15 protein-coding genes are annotated in these 17,515 nt (G+C 59.5%); 11 read left to right on the top strand and 4 right to left on the bottom strand.

Features of this window, described 5'->3' with window-relative positions; genetic code table 11:
• Positions 1 to 284: 284 nt before the first annotated feature.
• Entirely contained in the window at positions 285 to 1,046 is a 762-nt protein-coding gene (locus ACR0IK_RS00005) for an NAD kinase (protein WP_480639913.1), read from the top strand.
• 237 nt (positions 1,047 to 1,283) lie between these two features.
• Here ACR0IK_RS00005 and ACR0IK_RS00010 read toward each other — a convergent pair whose 3' ends face one another.
• The 3 genes from ACR0IK_RS00010 to ACR0IK_RS00020 all read right to left on the bottom strand — a co-directional run bounded on the left by ACR0IK_RS00010 (position 1,284) and on the right by ACR0IK_RS00020 (position 7,272).
• Positions 1,284 to 2,741: an amidase family protein gene (locus ACR0IK_RS00010; protein WP_480595418.1), complete on the bottom strand. Its 1,458-nt coding sequence runs from the start codon at positions 2,739 to 2,741 to the stop codon at positions 1,284 to 1,286.
• 94 nt (positions 2,742 to 2,835) lie between these two features.
• Complete coding sequence (gene prpE / locus ACR0IK_RS00015) at positions 2,836 to 4,725, bottom strand: propionate-CoA ligase PrpE (protein ID WP_480639915.1); 1,890 nt, start codon at positions 4,723 to 4,725, stop codon at positions 2,836 to 2,838.
• 273 nt (positions 4,726 to 4,998) lie between these two features.
• Positions 4,999 to 7,272, bottom strand: coding sequence for an NADP-dependent malic enzyme (locus ACR0IK_RS00020; protein WP_480639917.1), 2,274 nt, complete (start codon positions 7,270 to 7,272; stop codon positions 4,999 to 5,001).
• A 180-nt stretch (positions 7,273 to 7,452) separates the two neighbouring features.
• Between ACR0IK_RS00020 and ACR0IK_RS00025 the strand changes: the two genes are divergently transcribed.
• From ACR0IK_RS00025 to upp, 7 genes are all read left to right on the top strand, one after another.
• Positions 7,453 to 8,142, top strand: coding sequence for a hypothetical protein (locus ACR0IK_RS00025; protein ID WP_480595415.1), 690 nt, complete (start codon positions 7,453 to 7,455; stop codon positions 8,140 to 8,142).
• The gene (locus ACR0IK_RS00030; protein WP_480639919.1) at positions 8,111 to 9,208 is read left to right on the top strand and encodes a cupin domain-containing protein; all 1,098 of its coding nucleotides are present in this window, start codon (positions 8,111 to 8,113) and stop codon (positions 9,206 to 9,208) included. Before ACR0IK_RS00025 ends, ACR0IK_RS00030 begins: the two co-directional genes overlap by 32 nt.
• Before the next feature lie 89 nt (positions 9,209 to 9,297).
• Positions 9,298 to 9,690, top strand: coding sequence for a cytidine deaminase (locus tag ACR0IK_RS00035; protein ID WP_480595413.1), 393 nt, complete (start codon positions 9,298 to 9,300; stop codon positions 9,688 to 9,690).
• A 4-nt stretch (positions 9,691 to 9,694) separates the two neighbouring features.
• Positions 9,695 to 11,002 (top strand): thymidine phosphorylase, encoded by a 1,308-nt coding sequence (locus ACR0IK_RS00040; protein ID WP_480639922.1) that lies wholly within the window; start codon positions 9,695 to 9,697, stop codon positions 11,000 to 11,002.
• Positions 10,999 to 12,210, top strand: a complete 1,212-nt coding sequence (locus ACR0IK_RS00045) for a phosphopentomutase (RefSeq protein ID WP_480639924.1) — start codon at positions 10,999 to 11,001, stop codon at positions 12,208 to 12,210. The genes ACR0IK_RS00040 and ACR0IK_RS00045 overlap by 4 nt, the downstream gene beginning before the upstream one ends.
• Positions 12,207 to 13,193: an adenosine deaminase gene (locus ACR0IK_RS00050; protein WP_480639926.1), complete on the top strand. Its 987-nt coding sequence runs from the start codon at positions 12,207 to 12,209 to the stop codon at positions 13,191 to 13,193. The genes ACR0IK_RS00045 and ACR0IK_RS00050 overlap by 4 nt, the downstream gene beginning before the upstream one ends.
• Positions 13,190 to 13,822 (top strand): uracil phosphoribosyltransferase, encoded by a 633-nt coding sequence (gene upp / locus ACR0IK_RS00055; RefSeq protein ID WP_480595409.1) that lies wholly within the window; start codon positions 13,190 to 13,192, stop codon positions 13,820 to 13,822. The genes ACR0IK_RS00050 and upp overlap by 4 nt, the downstream gene beginning before the upstream one ends.
• A 1-nt stretch (position 13,823) precedes the next feature.
• Here the strand turns inward: upp and ACR0IK_RS00060 are convergent, their stop codons facing one another.
• Complete coding sequence (locus ACR0IK_RS00060; RefSeq protein WP_480595408.1) at positions 13,824 to 14,840, bottom strand: hypothetical protein; 1,017 nt, start codon at positions 14,838 to 14,840, stop codon at positions 13,824 to 13,826.
• 150 nt (positions 14,841 to 14,990) lie between these two features.
• Here ACR0IK_RS00060 and ACR0IK_RS00065 point away from each other — a divergent pair, with 150 nt between their 5' ends.
• From ACR0IK_RS00065 to ACR0IK_RS00075, 3 genes are all read left to right on the top strand, one after another.
• The gene (locus ACR0IK_RS00065; RefSeq protein ID WP_480639929.1) at positions 14,991 to 15,917 is read left to right on the top strand and encodes a DMT family transporter; all 927 of its coding nucleotides are present in this window, start codon (positions 14,991 to 14,993) and stop codon (positions 15,915 to 15,917) included.
• Positions 15,914 to 16,576: a sulfotransferase family 2 domain-containing protein gene (locus ACR0IK_RS00070; RefSeq protein WP_480595406.1), complete on the top strand. Its 663-nt coding sequence runs from the start codon at positions 15,914 to 15,916 to the stop codon at positions 16,574 to 16,576. The genes ACR0IK_RS00065 and ACR0IK_RS00070 overlap by 4 nt, the downstream gene beginning before the upstream one ends.
• Positions 16,577 to 16,748: 172 nt before the next feature.
• Complete coding sequence (locus ACR0IK_RS00075) at positions 16,749 to 17,507, top strand: Hint domain-containing protein (RefSeq protein WP_480639931.1); 759 nt, start codon at positions 16,749 to 16,751, stop codon at positions 17,505 to 17,507.
• Positions 17,508 to 17,515 lie beyond the last annotated feature (8 nt).

The raw sequence follows: 17,515 nt of genomic DNA on the forward strand, positions 1-17,515 counted from the left end.
CAGCTCGATCTCGTCGCGCTGACGGCCAAGCTCGGATGTGATCGAGCCAAACAGCTCAGGGTCACGGTCGGCAAGGGACTGGGTGAAAAAACCGGTATCACGAAGATTGGCGTTCATGGGGGCTCCAGATTGCTGGGGTAAATCTTGCGGATTTCCTATCGGAAACGATGGATATCCAAAAGCTGTAAAGCGACGATTTGGCCCGCTGTGGCGTCAAGACTCGCCTATCGGGGAAAGGTATGTTTGTTTCGGAACCAAATGTGTAAGACCGGAAACCGGAAAAGATGACAAAGAGAATCGCCTTTCTCGCCAGTGACGCCAAAGTGGCGCAAAACGCGCGGGACGGCCTTGTGAAACTGTATGGCAATGCGGCCCCCCGGGATGCGGATGTGGTTGTCGCCTTGGGCGGTGACGGGTTCATGTTGCACACGCTTCACAACATGCAGCATCTTGATACGCCTGTTTATGGTATGAACCGGGGTACCATCGGGTTCCTGATGAATGAATTCCACGAAGCCGACTTGATGGAGCGTCTGGCTGATGCGGAAGAAGAGGTCATCAACCCTCTGGCAATGCAGGCCATGGATCAGTCCGGCAAACTGCACGAGGCGCTGGCCATCAACGAGGTGTCGCTGCTGCGCGCCGGTCCTCAGGCTGCGCGGCTGAAAATCAGTGTCGATGGGCGGGTGCGGATGGCCGAGCTGGTCTGTGACGGTGCCTTGCTGTCTACGCCCGCCGGATCAACGGCTTATAACTATTCGGCGCACGGGCCGATTCTGCCAATCGGGTCCGACGTGCTGGCTTTGACAGCGATCGCCGCATTCCGCCCCCGCCGGTGGCGCGGGGCGCTTTTACCCAAGATCGCAAAGGTTCGCTTTGACGTTCTGGATGCCGACAAGCGCCCGGTCATGGCTGATGCGGATTCGGTTTCGTTCGCAGATATCGATTGGGTCGAGATTCGTTCGGAACCCTCCATCCAGCACCGCATCCTGTTCGACCCTGGGCACGGGCTGGAAGAGCGCCTGATCTCGGAACAGTTCACTTGATTCTTCGGAACCCGTGCTTTTCGCGGCTTATGTGACCCAGTTCACAGGCGTTTGATTCATCTTTTGCTAACCTAAACTTGCCCGGAGAACACGCCTAGGTGGGAGTGAGTGGCCACCAAGCGGCGTTGTCGAATGATTGCGCAGTTTTCGCGCCGGCGAGGGTAGGTGGTGCTACGCTCGTTGACCGATCTCCGGGTTTATTTAAGCAAGAGGACCCCGGGCAAAAAAACCCGGGGTCTATTTTGTTGGTTCGGCCGGTTTGGTCGCATCCATCTTATCCCACAGCGGCAGGCACATCTGACCCACGCGGGCCTCGATTGCGGCGGCGGCGTCCACTGTCATGTCCTCGCGCCAGCGTTGGGCGGCGATTTGGACGTTGATCGGTTGCGGTCCTTGCGGCAGATCGGCCAGCCGCGCGGGAACGCTGGCGGCGGGCAAGCCCAGAAAATTCATCGCATAGGAATACACCGCGCAGCCCAGAACCTCGTGTACGCCTTCGACACCTTCGGTATCTCGGTCGGGTTTGAAAAACGGTTGCGGCAGGAAAGGGGACAGGATCAAAGGGTAGTCCTGCATGAACAGCGACCATTCCCTCGCATAGCGGGTGCGATTGGCCAGCATCCGAACCAGATCGGTGCCGATGATGGGCGGGAATTCCTGGAAGTATACGTCGAAGATATTTCGAATGGTCTCGGAGCCCGCAGACTCGATGTCGCCTTTCAACAGGGTCAGAACCTCGCCCATCAGCGTGCGGTATCCGGATCGACCACATTCAAAAACATCGGGTGGGCTGATCTCTTCGACTTGATAACCCGCATCGACCAGAGCGTCGCGCGCTGTGTCCATTGCCTTTTCGACCTCGGAGTGCAAGGCATAGCCAAAGGTGTCCTTGGTAAAGGCAACCTTGATGGGGCCGTCCTGCGTTTCTCCTCGCCAAGGCATCGGCACGTGGAACGGATCGCGCGGGTCGCCTGCGATCAGGCTGGGCATCGACAGGTGAAAATCGGCGGCGCAGCGTGTGATTAGTCCTTGTACGGACATGGATTGCGCCAGAATTCCGCGCTCGGCCTGTTGGCTCGGATTCCAAGCTGGTACGCGACCAAGACCGGGCTTTACCGTGACTGCACCGTTGGCAGCCGCCGGAAAGCGCAGGCTGCCACCAATATCATTGCCATGCGCCAGCGCGCCAATCCCGGCCATTACGGCTGCACCGGCACCGCCCGAAGAGCCGCCGGCTGAGATGTGTCGCCCCCACGGATTGTGCGTGCGCCCGTGCAGAGGGTTGTCAGTGTCGGCGCGGAACGAAAACTCGGGCGTATTGGTCCGCCCGATCACCACCGCCCCGGCGTTTTGCAAGTTTCGCACGACCGGAGCGTCATCGGGGGCAATCACGTCTTTCAAGGCCACGACACCGTTCGACGTGGCATGTCCCTTTTGATCGACGTTGATTTTGATCGTCACCGGCACGCCGTGCAGCGGCCCGGGAACCGTTCCGTTAGCCCGGGCCTGATCGAGGTCGCGCGCACGCTCCAGGGCCTCGGCACTCAGGTCCTCGACTACCGCGTTCAGGTCCGGGTTGACCTGATGCATCCGGTCAATGGACGCGCGCACCGCGTCTTCGGCGCTCAGGTCACCGCTGCGGGTGAGAGTGGTCAGGTCGGTGGCGCTCAATCGCCAGATGTCGGAATGTGTCATGTGGCCTCATTGTCTTGGTCAGACAGTAGGGGCCCTGTTCCCGGTTGCAAGGGAAAGGCGCTAGGCAGGCGGCCAGAGACCGCCCGCAGCGTGTTTACTGGGCGTAGCCTATGGATTTCAGCGCCACGCTGATCTCGTCCAGGATGGCCGGATCGTCGATGGTCGCGGGCATCTTGTAGTCCTGGCTGTCCGCAATCGACACCATCGTACCGCGCAGGATTTTGCCCGACCGGGTCTTGGGTAGGCGATCCACCACGACGGCCTTCTTGAAAGCTGCCACCGGGCCGATCTTTTCGCGGACCAGCTTGACCACATCCTGCACGACCTCGCCATGGTCGCGGTCGCAACCCGCGTTCAGGCACAGGAAGCCAACCGGCATCTGACCTTTGAGCTGATCGGTCACGCCGATCACCGCACATTCGGCGACGTCGGGGTGGGCGGCCAGAACCTCTTCCATCCCGCCAGTGGACAGGCGGTGGCCTGCGACGTTGATCACGTCATCGGTGCGCGCCATGATATAAAGGTAGCCGTCCTCATCAATCATACCCGCATCGCCGGTTTCGTAGTAGCCGGGGAAGTGGTTCAGGTACGAGCTTTTGAAGCGTTCTTCTGCGTTCCACAGCGTTGGCAAGGTGCCCGGAGGCAGAGGCAGTTTGACTGCAATTGCACCCAGCTCACCCGGCTTCATCGGATGGCCGCCCTCGTCCAGAATTTGCACGTCATAACCCGGCATCGGCTTGGCCGGTGAGCCCAGCTTGACCGGCAGTTCCTCGATCCCAAGCGGGTTGCCTGCGATGGCCCAGCCGGTTTCTGTCTGCCACCAGTGGTCGATCACCGGAACATTCAGCGCGTCCTGCGCCCATTCGATCGTGTCCGGGTCGGCACGTTCACCTGCCAGGAACAGGGCACGCAGGCTGGACAGATCGTATTTTGCCAGCATCTCGCCCTTGGGGTCTTCGCGCTTTACGGCGCGGATAGCGGTGGGGGCGGTGAAGAAGCTTTTAACCTTGTGTTCGGAAATCACCCGCCAGAAGGTGCCCGCGTCGGGGGTGCCGACCGGCTTGCCCTCAAAGACAATGGTGGTGTTGCCGTGGATCAGCGGGGCATAGCAAATGTAGGAATGCCCCACGACCCAGCCCACGTCCGACGCCGCCCAGAATACATCACCGGGATCGACATCATAGACGTTCTTCATCGTCCAGTTCAGCGCCACCAGATGGCCTGCGGTCGGGCGCACGACACCCTTTGGCGCGCCAGTGGTGCCCGAGGTGTACAGGATATAAGCCGGATCATTGCCGTCTACTGGTACACATTCCGCTGGTTCAACACCGTATTGGAACCCGTGCCAGTTATAGTCACGCCCCTCGATCAGTTGCGCTACTTCCTGCTCGCGCTGGAAGATCACGCAGAAATCGGGCTTGTGGCTGGCCATCTCGATGGCGCCGTCGAGCAGGGGTTTATAGTGCACCACCCGACCCGGTTCCATCCCGCACGAGGCGGCGATGATCGCTTTGGGCTTGGCGTCGTCAATGCGGACAGCCAGTTCGTTGCTGGCAAACCCGCCGAAAACAACCGAGTGCACGGCACCGAGACGGGCGCAGGCCAGCATCGCCTCAAGCGCTTCGGGGATCATCGGCATATAGATGATGACCCGGTCACCCTTTTCGACGCCCTTGGCCCGCAGCGCCCCGGCCAGATTGGCAACACGGTTGCGCAGCTCGACATAGGAAATCTCGCGCTTGGTGTGGGTGATCGGGCTGTCATAGATGATGGCCGTCTGCTCTCCTCGGCCGTTTTCGACGTGGCGATCCACTGCGTTCCAGCAGGTGTTGACCTTGGCGTCGCAGAACCATTCATACATCGGCGCATTGTCGTCAAACAATGCCTTGGTCGGAGGTTGAACCCAATCTATTCCTTTTGCGGCCTCCATCCAGAATGCCTCTGGATCGGATTTCCAGCTTTCGTAAACGTCCTGATATGCCACGTTGGTCTCCTCCTTAAATCCCTTGTGCAGTGTGTAAGGTGGGCAGGGGGCTGCGCACAAGCGAGGGGAATGACGGGGCGTCACTTTATCGCAAAATATTTGCAGAATGTACTAGAATCGCCTGCAAAGTTTTGCAAAGTAATTTGGTAGAGCAAAGTTGCGCGTAACGAGCTTTAGTTTTTGCAAATCTGCAAATCTATACATGCAAAGAATCACCGACGCTCAGCTTGCGCTCGGATGCCGACGCGGGCACCCGAGCATCTGTTACGGGCGTTAGCCGTAATGCGCCACCGGGGTTCCGGCAATGGCAGCCATGTTCAGCAAGCCGCGAGCCGTGATGGATGGGGTCACGATATGTGCCTTGTTGCCCATCCCCATCAGGATCGGCCCAACCTCCAGACCGTCGGCTTTCATCTTAAGGATATTGCGTACACCGCTGGCCGCATCCGCATGGGCAAAGATCAGAACATTTGCCGCGCCCTCCAGACGTGAGTTCGGGAATATCCGCGACCGCAGCTCCGGATCCAGCGCCAGATCGAGGTTCATCTCACCTTCATAAGTAAAGTCGCGCGGATCGGAATCGAGAATCTTCAGCGCAGCGCGCAGACGTTTGCCCGACCCTTCGGCCTGATTGCCGAACTGCGATTGCGAGCAGAACGCGATCTTCGGTTCGATCCCGAAACGGCGCACGTGGCGCGCAGCCCCGATTGTGGATTCGGCCAGTTCCTCAGGCGTTGGCAATTGCCGCACATGGGTGTCGGCGATAAACAGGGGGCCATCTTCCAGGATCATCAATGACAGCGCGCCATGGGGACGCAGGTCGCCATCGGCCAGAACCTGTTGCACGTAGTTCAGATGCCAACGGTACTCGCCGAATGTGCCGCAGATCATACTTTCGGCCTCGTCCCGGTGCACCATGATGGCGGCAATCGCGGTGTTGTTCGTACGCATGATCGCCTTGGCCAGATCGGGTGTCACGCCTCGGCGCTGCATGATCTCATGGTACGAGTTCCAATAGTCATAATACCGGGGGTCGTCCTGCGGGTTCACGATCTGGAAATCCTCGCCGGGGCGGACCGTCAGCCCCAGCCGCTCGCAGCGAGCGCTGATGACATCGGGACGACCGATCAGGATGGGCGTTTCCGTGGTTTCCTCCAGGATGGCCTGCGAAGCGCGTAGCACGCGTTCATCCTCGCCCTCGGCAAAGACAATCCGGCGAGAGGCGGCAGCGGCGGCCTCGAACACCGGGCGCATCAGCAGGGCGGATTTGAACACGGTCTGGTTCAGCCGCCCCTTGTACGCCTCGATATCGTCAATCGGGCGCTTGGCAACGCCGCTGTCCATCGCGGCTTTGGCCACTGATGAAGAAACGACACCGACTAGACGCGGGTCAAACGGCTTCGGAATCAGATAGTCCGGACCGAAGGTCAGTTGTTCACCCTTATAGGCTGCGGCGGCTTCGGCGCTGGTGGTGGCGCGGGCCATCTCGGCGATGCCATCCACGCAGGCGATCTGCATCTCGTCGTTGATTTCGGTCGCTCCCACATCCAGCGCACCCCGGAATATGAAGGGGAAGCACAGCACGTTGTTGACCTGATTGGGAAAGTCGCTTCGGCCGGTGGCGATGATCGCATCCGGGGCGACCTCTCGTGCGGCATCGGGCAGGATTTCAGGCGACGGGTTGGCCAGCGCGAAGATGATCGGGCGCTTGGCCATTTTTCCAACCATCTCGGGTTTGAGCACATTGGGACCGCTGAGGCCAAGGAACAGGTCAGCATCGCCAATCACGTCATCCAGTGTCCTCAGGTCGGATTTCTGCGCGAACTGATCCTTGTGCGGGTTCATATCCTCGGCGCGGCCCTCGTAGACCAACCCGTGAATGTCGCACAACCAGATGTTCTCGCGCTTGACGCCCAGTTTTACCAACATGCTAAGGCAGGCGATCCCCGCCGCGCCGCCACCGGTTGAGACAACCTTGATATCCTCAAACTTCTTTCCGGCCACATGCAGCGCGTTCTTGGCGGCCGCACCCACCACGATGGCAGTTCCGTGCTGATCATCGTGAAAGACCGGGATGTTCATCCGCTCGCGACACAGCTTTTCGACGATAAAGCAATCGGGGGCCTTAATGTCTTCCAGGTTGATCGCGCCAAAGGTCGGTTCAAGCGCGCAGACGATATCGGCAAGCTTTTCCGGATCAGGCTGATCGACCTCGATATCGAAACAGTCGATGCCGGCGAACTTCTTGAACAGAACCGCCTTGCCCTCCATCACCGGTTTCGAGGCCAGCGCGCCAATATTGCCCAGCCCCAGAACTGCCGTTCCGTTCGAAACGACGGCTACAAGATTGCCTCGTGCTGTATACAGTTCAGCATTGGCTGCATCCGCCTTGATCTCAAGGCTGGCCTCGGCGACACCGGGTGAATAGGCACGCGCCAGATCACGGCCGTTCGCCATCGGCTTGGTCGCCTTGATTTCCAGCTTCCCGGGCTTTGGATGGGCATGATATTCAAGTGCGGCCTGCCGCAAACTGGGTGTATCCGACATCGAGATTCAGCTCCATTTTGAAATTTGATTTAGCCCTAAACTAATTTTTCCAGCTTGGCTACGCTGCGTCACTTAAGAACTCAGAGCGGGCCGTTTTGCCGCTGTGCTTGATTTCCGTCGCAAAACATTTAAATTCCCGCAACTTTCGAACCCACCCCCTTTTGTATCGAGAAAACCGGCATGAGCTATCAGAAAGACGTCGAGACGGTCGCGGCCCTCTCGTCGAAAAAAGGCAGATTTAGTGCTACGTTCAGCGCAGTCATTGTTCTGGGTATTGTGATCCTGTGTGCCATCTCGCTGTGGCCGATGCAGGCGGCGGAGTTCAACCAAGAGGGCGGTCTGATCGAAACCGGCTCGGCTGCGGCTTTGCTGGCCGCCGGATTGATAGCGCTCTATCGGTATCGCGGGATCAGCCGCCTGTATATTGGCGTGGTCCTGCTGTTGCTGGCGGAACGAGAGCTTGAGGCCGATATTTATGCCGTGGACAGCACACCCTATTTTATTCTGCACGGTCTGGATGTCCTGCTGGATATGACAATGGTGCGGATAGTACTTGCCGTGATCGTTCTGGGTGGGGTTGTCTGGCATGGGGTGCCGAACGCCTGGCGGGCTATGAAGGAACGGGCTCCGTTTCTACTGGTGTTCTTTCTGGCCGGTATGTGCGCCGTTGTCGCGCAGGGGTTGGAAGAAGTCAGCAGTGCCATAGGCACCGAAATGACGGACGTCATGGCGACCCGTCTGTTCGTGCTGGAAGAAACGCTTGAGATGTTCTTTTCGATTGGCATTTTGGCCGCCGTTCTGATCGGATGGCCGAAAGCCAAGGCCGATGAGACCACCAATGACCAAACCGCACAATCAGACCCAAGCTGAAATCCGCCTGCCAACGCAGGAATTGCGCGACGATATTCCGTTTTACACCAGGGTTCTGGGGATGCGGATGGATATGATCTATCCCGCTGATGATCCGCGGATTGCTGTGTTCTCTGGTCACGGTTTGCGCCTGCGGGTCGAGAAGGATGCGCCCGAAACACCCGGAACGCTGCGTATTCTGACGAACAACCCCGACGACTTCGCGGGTGGTCAGCGCAGCCTTGTGGCTCCCAATGGTACCCGGGTTGAGATCGACGAACTGAACCCACCCCTGGTCATGCCGGAAACGGTCCATTCCTTCGTAGTGCGCAGGCTAAAGGACCAGGCGCCTTGGATTATTGGTCGGGCCGGGATGCATTACCGTGATCTGGTGCCGGATCGGCTGGGCGGGTCGATCATCGCCAGCCATATTCGTATTCCCGACGGTGGCCCTGTTCCCGATATGGTGCATTTCCACAAAGTCGGATTTCAGCTGATCTTCTGCATCCATGGTTGGGTCGATGTGGTTTACGAAGACCAGGGCGACAAGATGCGCCTGACGGCGGGCGACTGCTTTATCCAGCCGCCGGAAATACGCCACCGTGTGCTCGAAGCATCCGACAATGTGCAGGTGATCGAGATCGGTGTCCCCGCCGAACATGTAACCGAGATCGATCATGAGATGGAACTTCCCACACCTCGGTACCGCCCGGATCGGGAGTGGCAGGGCCAGCGGTTCGTTTTCAATCAAGCGAAAGGGGCCGAGTGGGGCCCGTTTCGCCTGCCGGGCTATATATGCCGCGACACGACGATTGCAGAGAATACCAAGGGCGTTGCAGGGGTGCAGGTCGTGCGCAAAGGGCAGGGCGATCCGGTCTGGGCTACCCATGACACGGATATCCACTTTACATTCGTCATGAATGGGGAAGTCACGCTGGAAGGCGAAGGCCGCGATCCCTTCCGGCTTGAACAGGGGGATGCTTTTGTCATCCCGCCCGGTATGCGCACTCGGTTGGCTGCCCCCTCGGACGATATTGAATTGCTCGAGGTCACGCTGCCGGGTCGGTTCAAAACCGCTTTGGGATAAGGAATCTTCTGTCCGGGGCTTCAACTCCCCGGGTTGTTTCATTTAGGGTATGTCTTTCTGACCAGATGATCAAAAATTGGGGAATCGCTATGACTTTGAAAGACGCCGCACTGTCTGTCCGGGAAAAAGCATACGCACCCTATTCCAACTTCAAAGTCGGCGCGGCGATCCGGTCGACTTCAGGCGCTGTTTATTTCGGCTGCAACGTTGAAAACGTGGCCTATCCTGAAGGCACCTGTGCCGAGGCCGGGGCCATCGCCGCAATGGTTGCCGCAGGCGAGCAGACTTTGACCGAGGTTTACGTGGTCGCTTCTTCTCCGCAACCCGTGCCGCCCTGCGGAGGATGCCGTCAGAAACTGGCTGAATTTGGCAAGCGTGACGTCAAGGTGACGTTGGCCACGGTCGATGGGGCCGAGTTCGAAACCACGATCGGAGACCTGCTGCCGGGGGCGTTCGACGCTTCGCATATGGAGGACGTCTGAGGCCATGGACGCCCGTTCGATCATCGCAAAGCTGCGCCGGGGGCACGTGCCCACCGGTGAGGAACTGATATGGTTCGCGCAAGGTCTGGCCGATGGCGGCGTCAGCGATGCGCAAGCCGGGGCCTTTGCCATGGCCGTTTGCATGGGCGGGCTGGGTGCGCAGGGGCGTGCCGACCTGACAGTGGCCATGCGCGACAGCGGCGATGTACTCAGTTGGGATTTTGATGGCCCGGTGATCGACAAACACTCGACCGGAGGGGTCGGTGACAGCGTTTCACTGGTGCTGGCGCCTGCGCTGGCTGAACTAGGTGCCTATGTTCCGATGATCTCGGGCCGGGGGCTGGGTCACACCGGCGGCACGCTGGACAAACTGGAATCCATCCCGGGCGTCAGTACTCAGATTGGGCAGGAACGTCTGACCCAGATCCTGCGCGACACCGGTGCGGCTATTGTCGGTGCGACGGGGCAGATAGCGCCCGCGGACAAGCGGCTTTATGCGATCCGTGATGTAACGGCGACGGTGGAAAGCCTGGATCTGATCACCGCGTCGATCCTGTCCAAGAAACTGGCGGCCAGCCCCGAGGCACTGGTGCTGGACGTCAAGGTTGGCTCTGGCGCGTTCATGAAGACCTTGGAGGATGCACGACGTCTGGCGCAGGCCCTGACGGAAACGGCCAACGCAGCGGGGTGCCGGACATCGGCGGTGATCACCGATATGCATCAACCTCTGGCCCCTTCGCTGGGCAACGCGTTGGAAGTGGCCGAGGTGATGAACGTTCTTACCAAGGCGCATTATGAACCACTGGCCGAAATCTCGGCCGAACTGGGCGGGATGCTGCTGGCCGATGCGGGTATGTTCGCAACCGCTGATGAAGGGCGCGACAAGATCACTGACGTCATCCGCGATGGCCGCGCGGCCGAGCGGTTTGGCCGCATGATGGCTGCCGTGGGAGGGCCGTTAAAGTTTGTTGATAATTGGTCTCGCTATCTACCCGAAGCCAGCGTGATCCTTGAGGTTCCCGCCGAAATCAGCGGCTATGTCACCGCAATGGATGGCGAGACGCTGGGCCTGGCTGTGGTTGCGCTGGGCGGTGGTCGGCAGGTCGAGGATGACGTGATCGACCCGGCGGTTGGCATGTCGGGCATTGTCCGGTTGGGTGACCGGATCGAAAAGGGCGCACCGCTGGCGGTGGTCCACGCTTCCCGTGAAGATGCCGCCCGGCAAGCGGCTGATGCAGTGAAGAATGCCATAACGATAGGCCCGGACGCAGGGGCGATGTTGACGCTTGTTCACGAAAGGATCACACCGTGACCCGCGCTTTTCTTGTGGTGATGGATTCTGTCGGCATCGGCGGTGCACCGGATGCGGACCGTTTCTTTAATGGCGAAACGCCCGATACCGGCGCCAATACTCTGGCCCATATCGCGCAGGCTTGCGCTGAGGGGCGCGCCGAGGATGGGCGTTCGGGGCCGTTGCGTTTACCCTATCTGGATGCGTTGGGTCTGGGCGCTGCCACACGCTTGGCCTCGGGGGCGAAAACACCGGGGTTGGAGGCCGCGCAAACGGGCATTTGGGGCTGCGCGCGCGAACATTCGCGCGGCAAGGACACGCCTTCGGGTCATTGGGAACTGGCGGGTCTGCCGGTGCCGTGGGACTGGCACTATTTCCCGGACACCACGCCATCTTTTCCCACCGACCTAAGCCGAGCTGCCGCCGAGGCCGCCGGCACTGAGGGTATTTTGGGCGACTGCCACGCCTCGGGCACCGCCATCATCGTCGAACTGGGAGCGGAACATATGCGAACCGGTTGGCCGATTTGCTACACCTCGGCTGACAGCGTGTTCCAGATCGCCGCACATGAGGAAAGCTTTGGTCTCGGCCGTCTACTGGACATGTGCAAAACACTGGCCCCGCGACTGCATGAGATGAAGGTGGGCCGTGTCATCGCGCGGCCCTTTGTCGGTTCGCCGGAACAGGGTTTCACCCGCACCATCAACCGCAAGGATTTTGCCATCCTGCCGCCTGCGCCGGTTCTGACGAACTGGGCGCAGGACGCCGGGCGGCGTGTTCATGCGGTGGGCAAGATTGGCGACATCTTCTCGATGCAGGGGATCGACACCCTACTAAAAGGCTCGGATGCCGAGTTGATGGGCCACCTGTCCGACCTGGTGGATGAGGCCGAAGAGGGCAGCCTGACCTTCGCCAATTTCGTCGAGTTCGACAGCCTTTATGGCCACCGCCGTGACATCAGCGGGTACGCCCGGGCGCTGGAGTGGTTCGACCATGAGATCGGTGCGATCCTGACGCGCTTGCGTCCCGGCGACCTGATGCTGCTGACTGCCGATCACGGCAATGATCCCAGCTGGATCGGCACCGACCACACGCGCGAACAAGTGCCAGTGCTGATCGCCGGACGCGGCACTGGGCAGATCGGTGCGGTCGAATTCGCTGACGTCGCCGCCAGCATTGCGCACCATCTGAACATTCCGGCGCAAGGACCGGGGAAGAGCTTTCTATGACCGTCGCAGACCTGCCCAAGATCGAGTTGCACCTGCACCACGAAGGTGCGGCCCCGCCCGCCTTTATCCGCCAGTTGGCGCATGAAAAGCGCATCGACCTGAGCGGGATTTTCAAGCCAGACGGTAGCTATGACTTCCGCAATTTTGCCCATTTCCTCAGCGTCTACGAGGCCGCCTGCGAGGTGCTGAAAACGCCCGAGGATTTCCGTCGCCTGACGTTAGCGATCCTTGAGGAAAGCGCCGCCAATGGCGTGGTTTACTCTGAGACCTTCCTTAGCCCTGATTTCTGCGGCGGCGGAGACCTGCACGCCTGGCGTGACTATCTGAACGCCATTCAAGACGCGGCGGATGAGGCCGAGCGCAAGTTTGATATCACCCTTCGCGGAGTTGTCACCTGTGTCCGCCATTTCGGACCGGAACAGGCAAAACGCAGCGCCCACTGCGCCGCCGAGACGGCCGGAGACTGGATCACCGGCTTTGGCATGGGTGGCAACGAATCCGTCGGAACGCAGGGCGACTACAAATGGGCCTTCGACTGCGCCCGCGAAGCCGGGTTGTGCCTAACCACCCATGCCGGTGAATTCGGCGGGCCGGAAAGCGTGCGCGACGCGGTACGCGATCTGGGTGTGGAGCGTGTGGGCCATGGCGTCCGCGCCATCGAAGATCCTGACTTGGTTCGCGAACTGGTCGATCGTGAAATCACGCTCGAGGTGTGTCCGGGCTCTAATGTGGTTTTGGGCTTGTTCCCCGATTTCGCAGCGCACCCGATTGCCCGGTTGCGCGACCACGGGGTCAACGTCACTATCTCAACCGACGACCCGCCGTTTTTCCACACCACCATGCGGCGCGAATATGAGATGTTGAGCCAAGCCTTCGGCTGGGAGATCGAAGATTTTGCTGCTCTGAATGATACGGCCCTGAACGCGGCCTTCTGCGATGAAAACACCCGAGCGCGGGTCAAGAAAAGACTGGAGAGAACATGAGCGAACACCTGACCGTCGTTGACCATCCGCTGGTGCAGCACAAACTGACGCTCATGCGAGACAAGGGCACCTCGACCGCTGAGTTCCGTCAGTTGCTGCGCGAGATCACGCTGCTGCTGGCCTATGAGGTCACGCGTGAGATGCCTTTGACCACCCGCCACATCGAAACCCCGATGGAGGAGATGGACGCCCCCATTCTGGCCGGCAAGAAATTGGCGCTGGTGTCGATCCTGCGTGCGGGCAACGGAATGTTGGACGGCGTGCTTGAGCTGGTGCCCTCGGCGCGCGTCGGGTTTGTCGGCCTGTATCGCGACGAAGAGACTCTGAAACCGGTGCAGTATTACTTCAAGGCCCCCGAAGGTCTGAAGGACCGTCTTGTTATAGCCGTTGATCCTATGCTGGCCACCGGCAACAGCTCGGCCGCAGCGATAGATCTGCTGAAAAAGGCGGGTGCGACCGATATCCGTTTCCTCTGCCTGCTGGCCGCGCCCGAAGGTGTAGAGCGCATGAAAGAGGCGCATCCGGATGTGAAAATTGTGACGGCGTCTTTGGATCGCGAGTTGAATTCGAAAGGCTACATCATGCCTGGTCTGGGCGATGCGGGCGACCGGATGTTCGGCACCAAGTAAGCTATTCGCCGCAGATATTCTGAAGCCGGACCCAATCACGGTCCGGCAGAATCTGTTGCAGGGGGCGACCCGCCATCGGGTCGGCCTCGATCAGGCCCAACACAGTCTCGCCGGTAACATCCATTGCATAGGCATAGGGGGTCGATGGCAGCGCGGCTTGGGCGAAGACTTCAAGCAAATCATCCTCGGGCAGGGTGGGACGTGGTTCTGACAGAACCTGCTCGGTGTAGATGTCGACGTTCTCCGGCGTCAGCTCTCCGGTCGTCAGCAGGCGGAAGGCTGTCGTAGCGCCGGTGCGGTCCAGCAGATCGTCCAGCGGATCTTGCGCCTCGGCCCTTGCGCGTTCGGCGATGATGTAGCCCGCAGCGACCGAGGGATCTTCGTGATCCTCTACCAGGGCTCGGTTCAGTAGCACGATGCCGCCCGGCAGGCTGAGGCTGGTTTGCACCCCGGCGGGAAGAATGATGACCTTCCGAACCCCGGTGCGGGCGGCCAGTTGATCCAGTGCCGCCTCTGCGTCTTCGGAGGCGCAGGCCCGCCCAGATACTCGCTCGATCCGGTGCAGAATTGTGTTCCCGATATCCTGATGCTTGATGTCCGGTACGACCGCGACAACGTGGTTCTGCAACGCGGACGGTAGCCACAGCAGCAACAGCGCCGCTACGGCAGCCACGACACCGGCGACGCTGAACCAGCGCAACCGACCCGGATGCGGGCGCGCCCGTTCGATGGCCCGTTGCAGCCGGTCGATCGCCTCGATCATCGTGGTTTCGGATTCTGCCAGTTCCAGCGTTTCGTCCCGGTCACCGTCAGGGTTGAAGATTGCCGGAAACACACCCGGATTTTGCCGTTCCAGTGCAGCCAGAGACCAATGGGTCAGAGCCTGTTCATTGAAGTCCGATATAGTCAGCGTGGCTTCACCAAGCGACACTACGACCTCTCGCCGTTGCGCATCGGGCGAGGGACGCCACAGACCGGTGGCTTCGATCCGCTGGTACTGTTTAAGTGCCGTCTTCAAGGTGAGGTATGCTCGTGATTATTTTGACTTAGCTTAGCATGGTAAAATCCAAGGGCGCAAACCTGTTGCGCGCGGATTGTGAAATGTGCTGGATAGCATGATGCGCGGCAAACCACGCCGCTGCACAACACTTTGTAACCGGGGCTATGAATGCAGGCGAACAGTCAGACCTCACCAGTTTTGGCCTCGGCCCTGATGGTTGGCGCCATGGCGATCATCGGAGTGATTGACAACGTGGTGATCCTGTTGGCTGAAACGATTGGCCTGTGGCAGTTCCACCTGAGCCGCGCCCTGCTGATGTTGCCGCTGATCGTTGGTCTGTCGCTGCTAGGATTGGGCAGTCTGCGCCCGCGACGGCTGGGGCCGGTTATCCTGCGCAGCGTTCTGATTACGCTGGCGATGTTGTTTTATTTTGCATCGCTGGCGCTGATGCCAATAGCACAGGCGTTGGCGGGGTTGTTCACTTCGCCAATATTCGTTCTGCTGATTACGGCCCTTGCGATGGGGCAGAGGATAGGCCCGTGGCGCATTTTGGCTGTTGTAATCGGGTTTGTCGGTATCCTGTGTGTGCTGCAGCCCAACCCCTATGAATTTGATGCGCAAACCCTGTTGCCGGTGGCCGGAGGGTTCTTCTATGCGCTCAGTTCCATCATCACGCGCAGCCATTGCGCGCAGGAAAGCACTGTGGCGCTGCTGGCAGCGATGATCGCCACCCTTGGGCTAGCCGGGGCGATTGGGCTGGCCGTGTTCTCGACCTTGCCACATTCCTTTGCGGATGGTTTCGTGACGCGGGGCATGGTGTGGGAGATGAAACCGGCGCTGCTCTGGATCGCCGTGCAGGCGGTTGGGTCCACGATTGCAGTCTTCATGCTGATCAAATCCTATCAGATCGGTGAGACCACTTATGTCGCGGTGTTCGAATACTCGGTGATGATCTTCGGCCCATTATTCGCCTGGGTCGCGCTGGGTCAGGTGATCGGCGTCATGCAGATTGCCGGGATCGGGCTGATCGCGCTTGCTGGGGCACTGCTGGGCTGGCGGTCACGGCGTGCCGCCGCATTGGGGAAGACGGCATGATCATCTCGCGCGGGCGCGGCTATGTTTTCGTTCACATCCCTAAAACGGGCGGTACATCACTGTCGCAAGCGTTAGAACAGCGGGCGATGAAGGATGACATCCTGTTCGGAGACACGCCCAAGGCCATCAAGCGCCGCAGGCGCGCCAAGGCTCTGACTGGCAGGGGACGTTTGTGGAAACATTCCACGCTGGCGGATATCGACGGGGTTCTTTCGATTGAAGAACTGCAGGTGCTGACCGTGTTCACCTTGGTGCGTAACCCGTGGGACCGGATCGTCAGCTACTATCACTGGTTACGCGAGCAGAGCTTTGATCACGCGTCGGTCTCGCTGGCAAAGTCCTTGCCCTTCGATGGGTTTGTGCAACATCTCGATATTAGGCAATCGTTCCGTCTGAACCCTGCCCGCCGGTACGTGACTCGCGCCGACGGGGTCGAGCAGTGCCGCTTATTCATCCGACTTGAGCATTTCGAACAGGACGCGGCCCCCTTGGATGACCATCTTGGATTCCATGTGACTTTGCCCCGTCTCAACCGGTCAGGGCGGCGTGCGGACTACCGCAGCTACTATTCTGACCATACGGCTGCGGCGGTTGCCGAAGCCTGTGCCGAGGACATTGCCAGATTCGGGTATGCATTTGATCCGGCCAGCAGCAGATAGTTTCCAGATTGATTCCAATTATATATGGATTTTCGTTGTTGTTCCTTTTTCAAGGGCTTGACGGGCCTGAAATGACCCAAATTGGGCCACAATATGTCAAAAATAAGTCGCGCCACCTGATCCTGTGATACTCATAAGACTTAGTTTTTGTGTGTAATAGGTGGGTGGGTTCTTGTTGAAGGTACAGAGTGTAATAGATTTTGCTGAAGGGTCCGAATACCAGGGGAGAGCTGAGCCGCAAGTAGCGCTGAACGCGCGCCGGGGTGGGCTGGTACACGGTACAAAGGTTGCGACAAAGGGTGGGTGGAAGCTGGTCGAAGAGTTGCGGGTCGGTGACTTTGTTCGAACTTTGGATAATGGTTTCCAACCGATAAACCGCGTTGCGACGGACTGCATCACGGTGCCGCCCGGAGAAAACAACTCGGAAAGCATGCCGGTCAGAGTGCCGTCAAACGCGGCCTATAATGGGCGTCCGGTCTGGCTGATGCCCGAACAGGGCGTCGCATTGGACAACACCAAGCTGGGTCATGATCCGATCACACTGCCCGTTAGCCTGCCGGTTGTTTCAGCCAGACTACTGAGCGGCATGTTCCGGATAACCTCGGATGTGCCTGCGACTTATTTCGACATCAGCACCCTGTTCTTCGATCGGGATGAAGTGATCTATATCGAGGGTGGATTTCGGGCCTTTTGTCCCGCGGGTCGCTTTGGATCGATCAGCCTTGCCGGTGGTGCTTCGTATGAGGTCGTCGCGGGCGAAGCCGCTGCGGATTTGATATATCTGACGACAAGACGCGGCGATATTGGTGTTCTGGCAAATTCGCTGGGCTCGGTTCCTGCGCCGGTTTTTGATCATCCGATTGTTCCGGTGCGGCCGGTCAGGGGTGCGCGTCGGCCCGGGCGGCCGGGTCGGCCTGTGATGATTATCTGAACGGGAAG

It is taken from the genome of Ruegeria sp. BF7 (assembly GCF_056538605.1).

Bases quoted from the DNA above. Each gene is read 5' to 3' on its own strand.
- ACR0IK_RS00005 (WP_480639913.1), top strand. From the start codon at position 285: ATGACAAAGAGAATCGCCTTTCTCGCCAGTGACGCCAAAGTGGCGCAA.
- ACR0IK_RS00010 (WP_480595418.1), bottom strand. From the start codon at position 2,741: ATGACACATTCCGACATCTGGCGATTGAGCGCCACCGACCTGACCACT.
- ACR0IK_RS00020 (WP_480639917.1), bottom strand. From the start codon at position 7,272: ATGTCGGATACACCCAGTTTGCGGCAGGCCGCACTTGAATATCATGCC.
- ACR0IK_RS00025 (WP_480595415.1), top strand. From the start codon at position 7,453: ATGAGCTATCAGAAAGACGTCGAGACGGTCGCGGCCCTCTCGTCGAAA.
- ACR0IK_RS00030 (WP_480639919.1), top strand. From the start codon at position 8,111: ATGACCAAACCGCACAATCAGACCCAAGCTGAAATCCGCCTGCCAACG.
- ACR0IK_RS00035 (WP_480595413.1), top strand. From the start codon at position 9,298: ATGACTTTGAAAGACGCCGCACTGTCTGTCCGGGAAAAAGCATACGCA.
- ACR0IK_RS00040 (WP_480639922.1), top strand. From the start codon at position 9,695: ATGGACGCCCGTTCGATCATCGCAAAGCTGCGCCGGGGGCACGTGCCC.
- ACR0IK_RS00050 (WP_480639926.1), top strand. From the start codon at position 12,207: ATGACCGTCGCAGACCTGCCCAAGATCGAGTTGCACCTGCACCACGAA.
- upp (WP_480595409.1), top strand. From the start codon at position 13,190: ATGAGCGAACACCTGACCGTCGTTGACCATCCGCTGGTGCAGCACAAA.
- ACR0IK_RS00065 (WP_480639929.1), top strand. From the start codon at position 14,991: ATGCAGGCGAACAGTCAGACCTCACCAGTTTTGGCCTCGGCCCTGATG.
- ACR0IK_RS00070 (WP_480595406.1), top strand. From the start codon at position 15,914: ATGATCATCTCGCGCGGGCGCGGCTATGTTTTCGTTCACATCCCTAAA.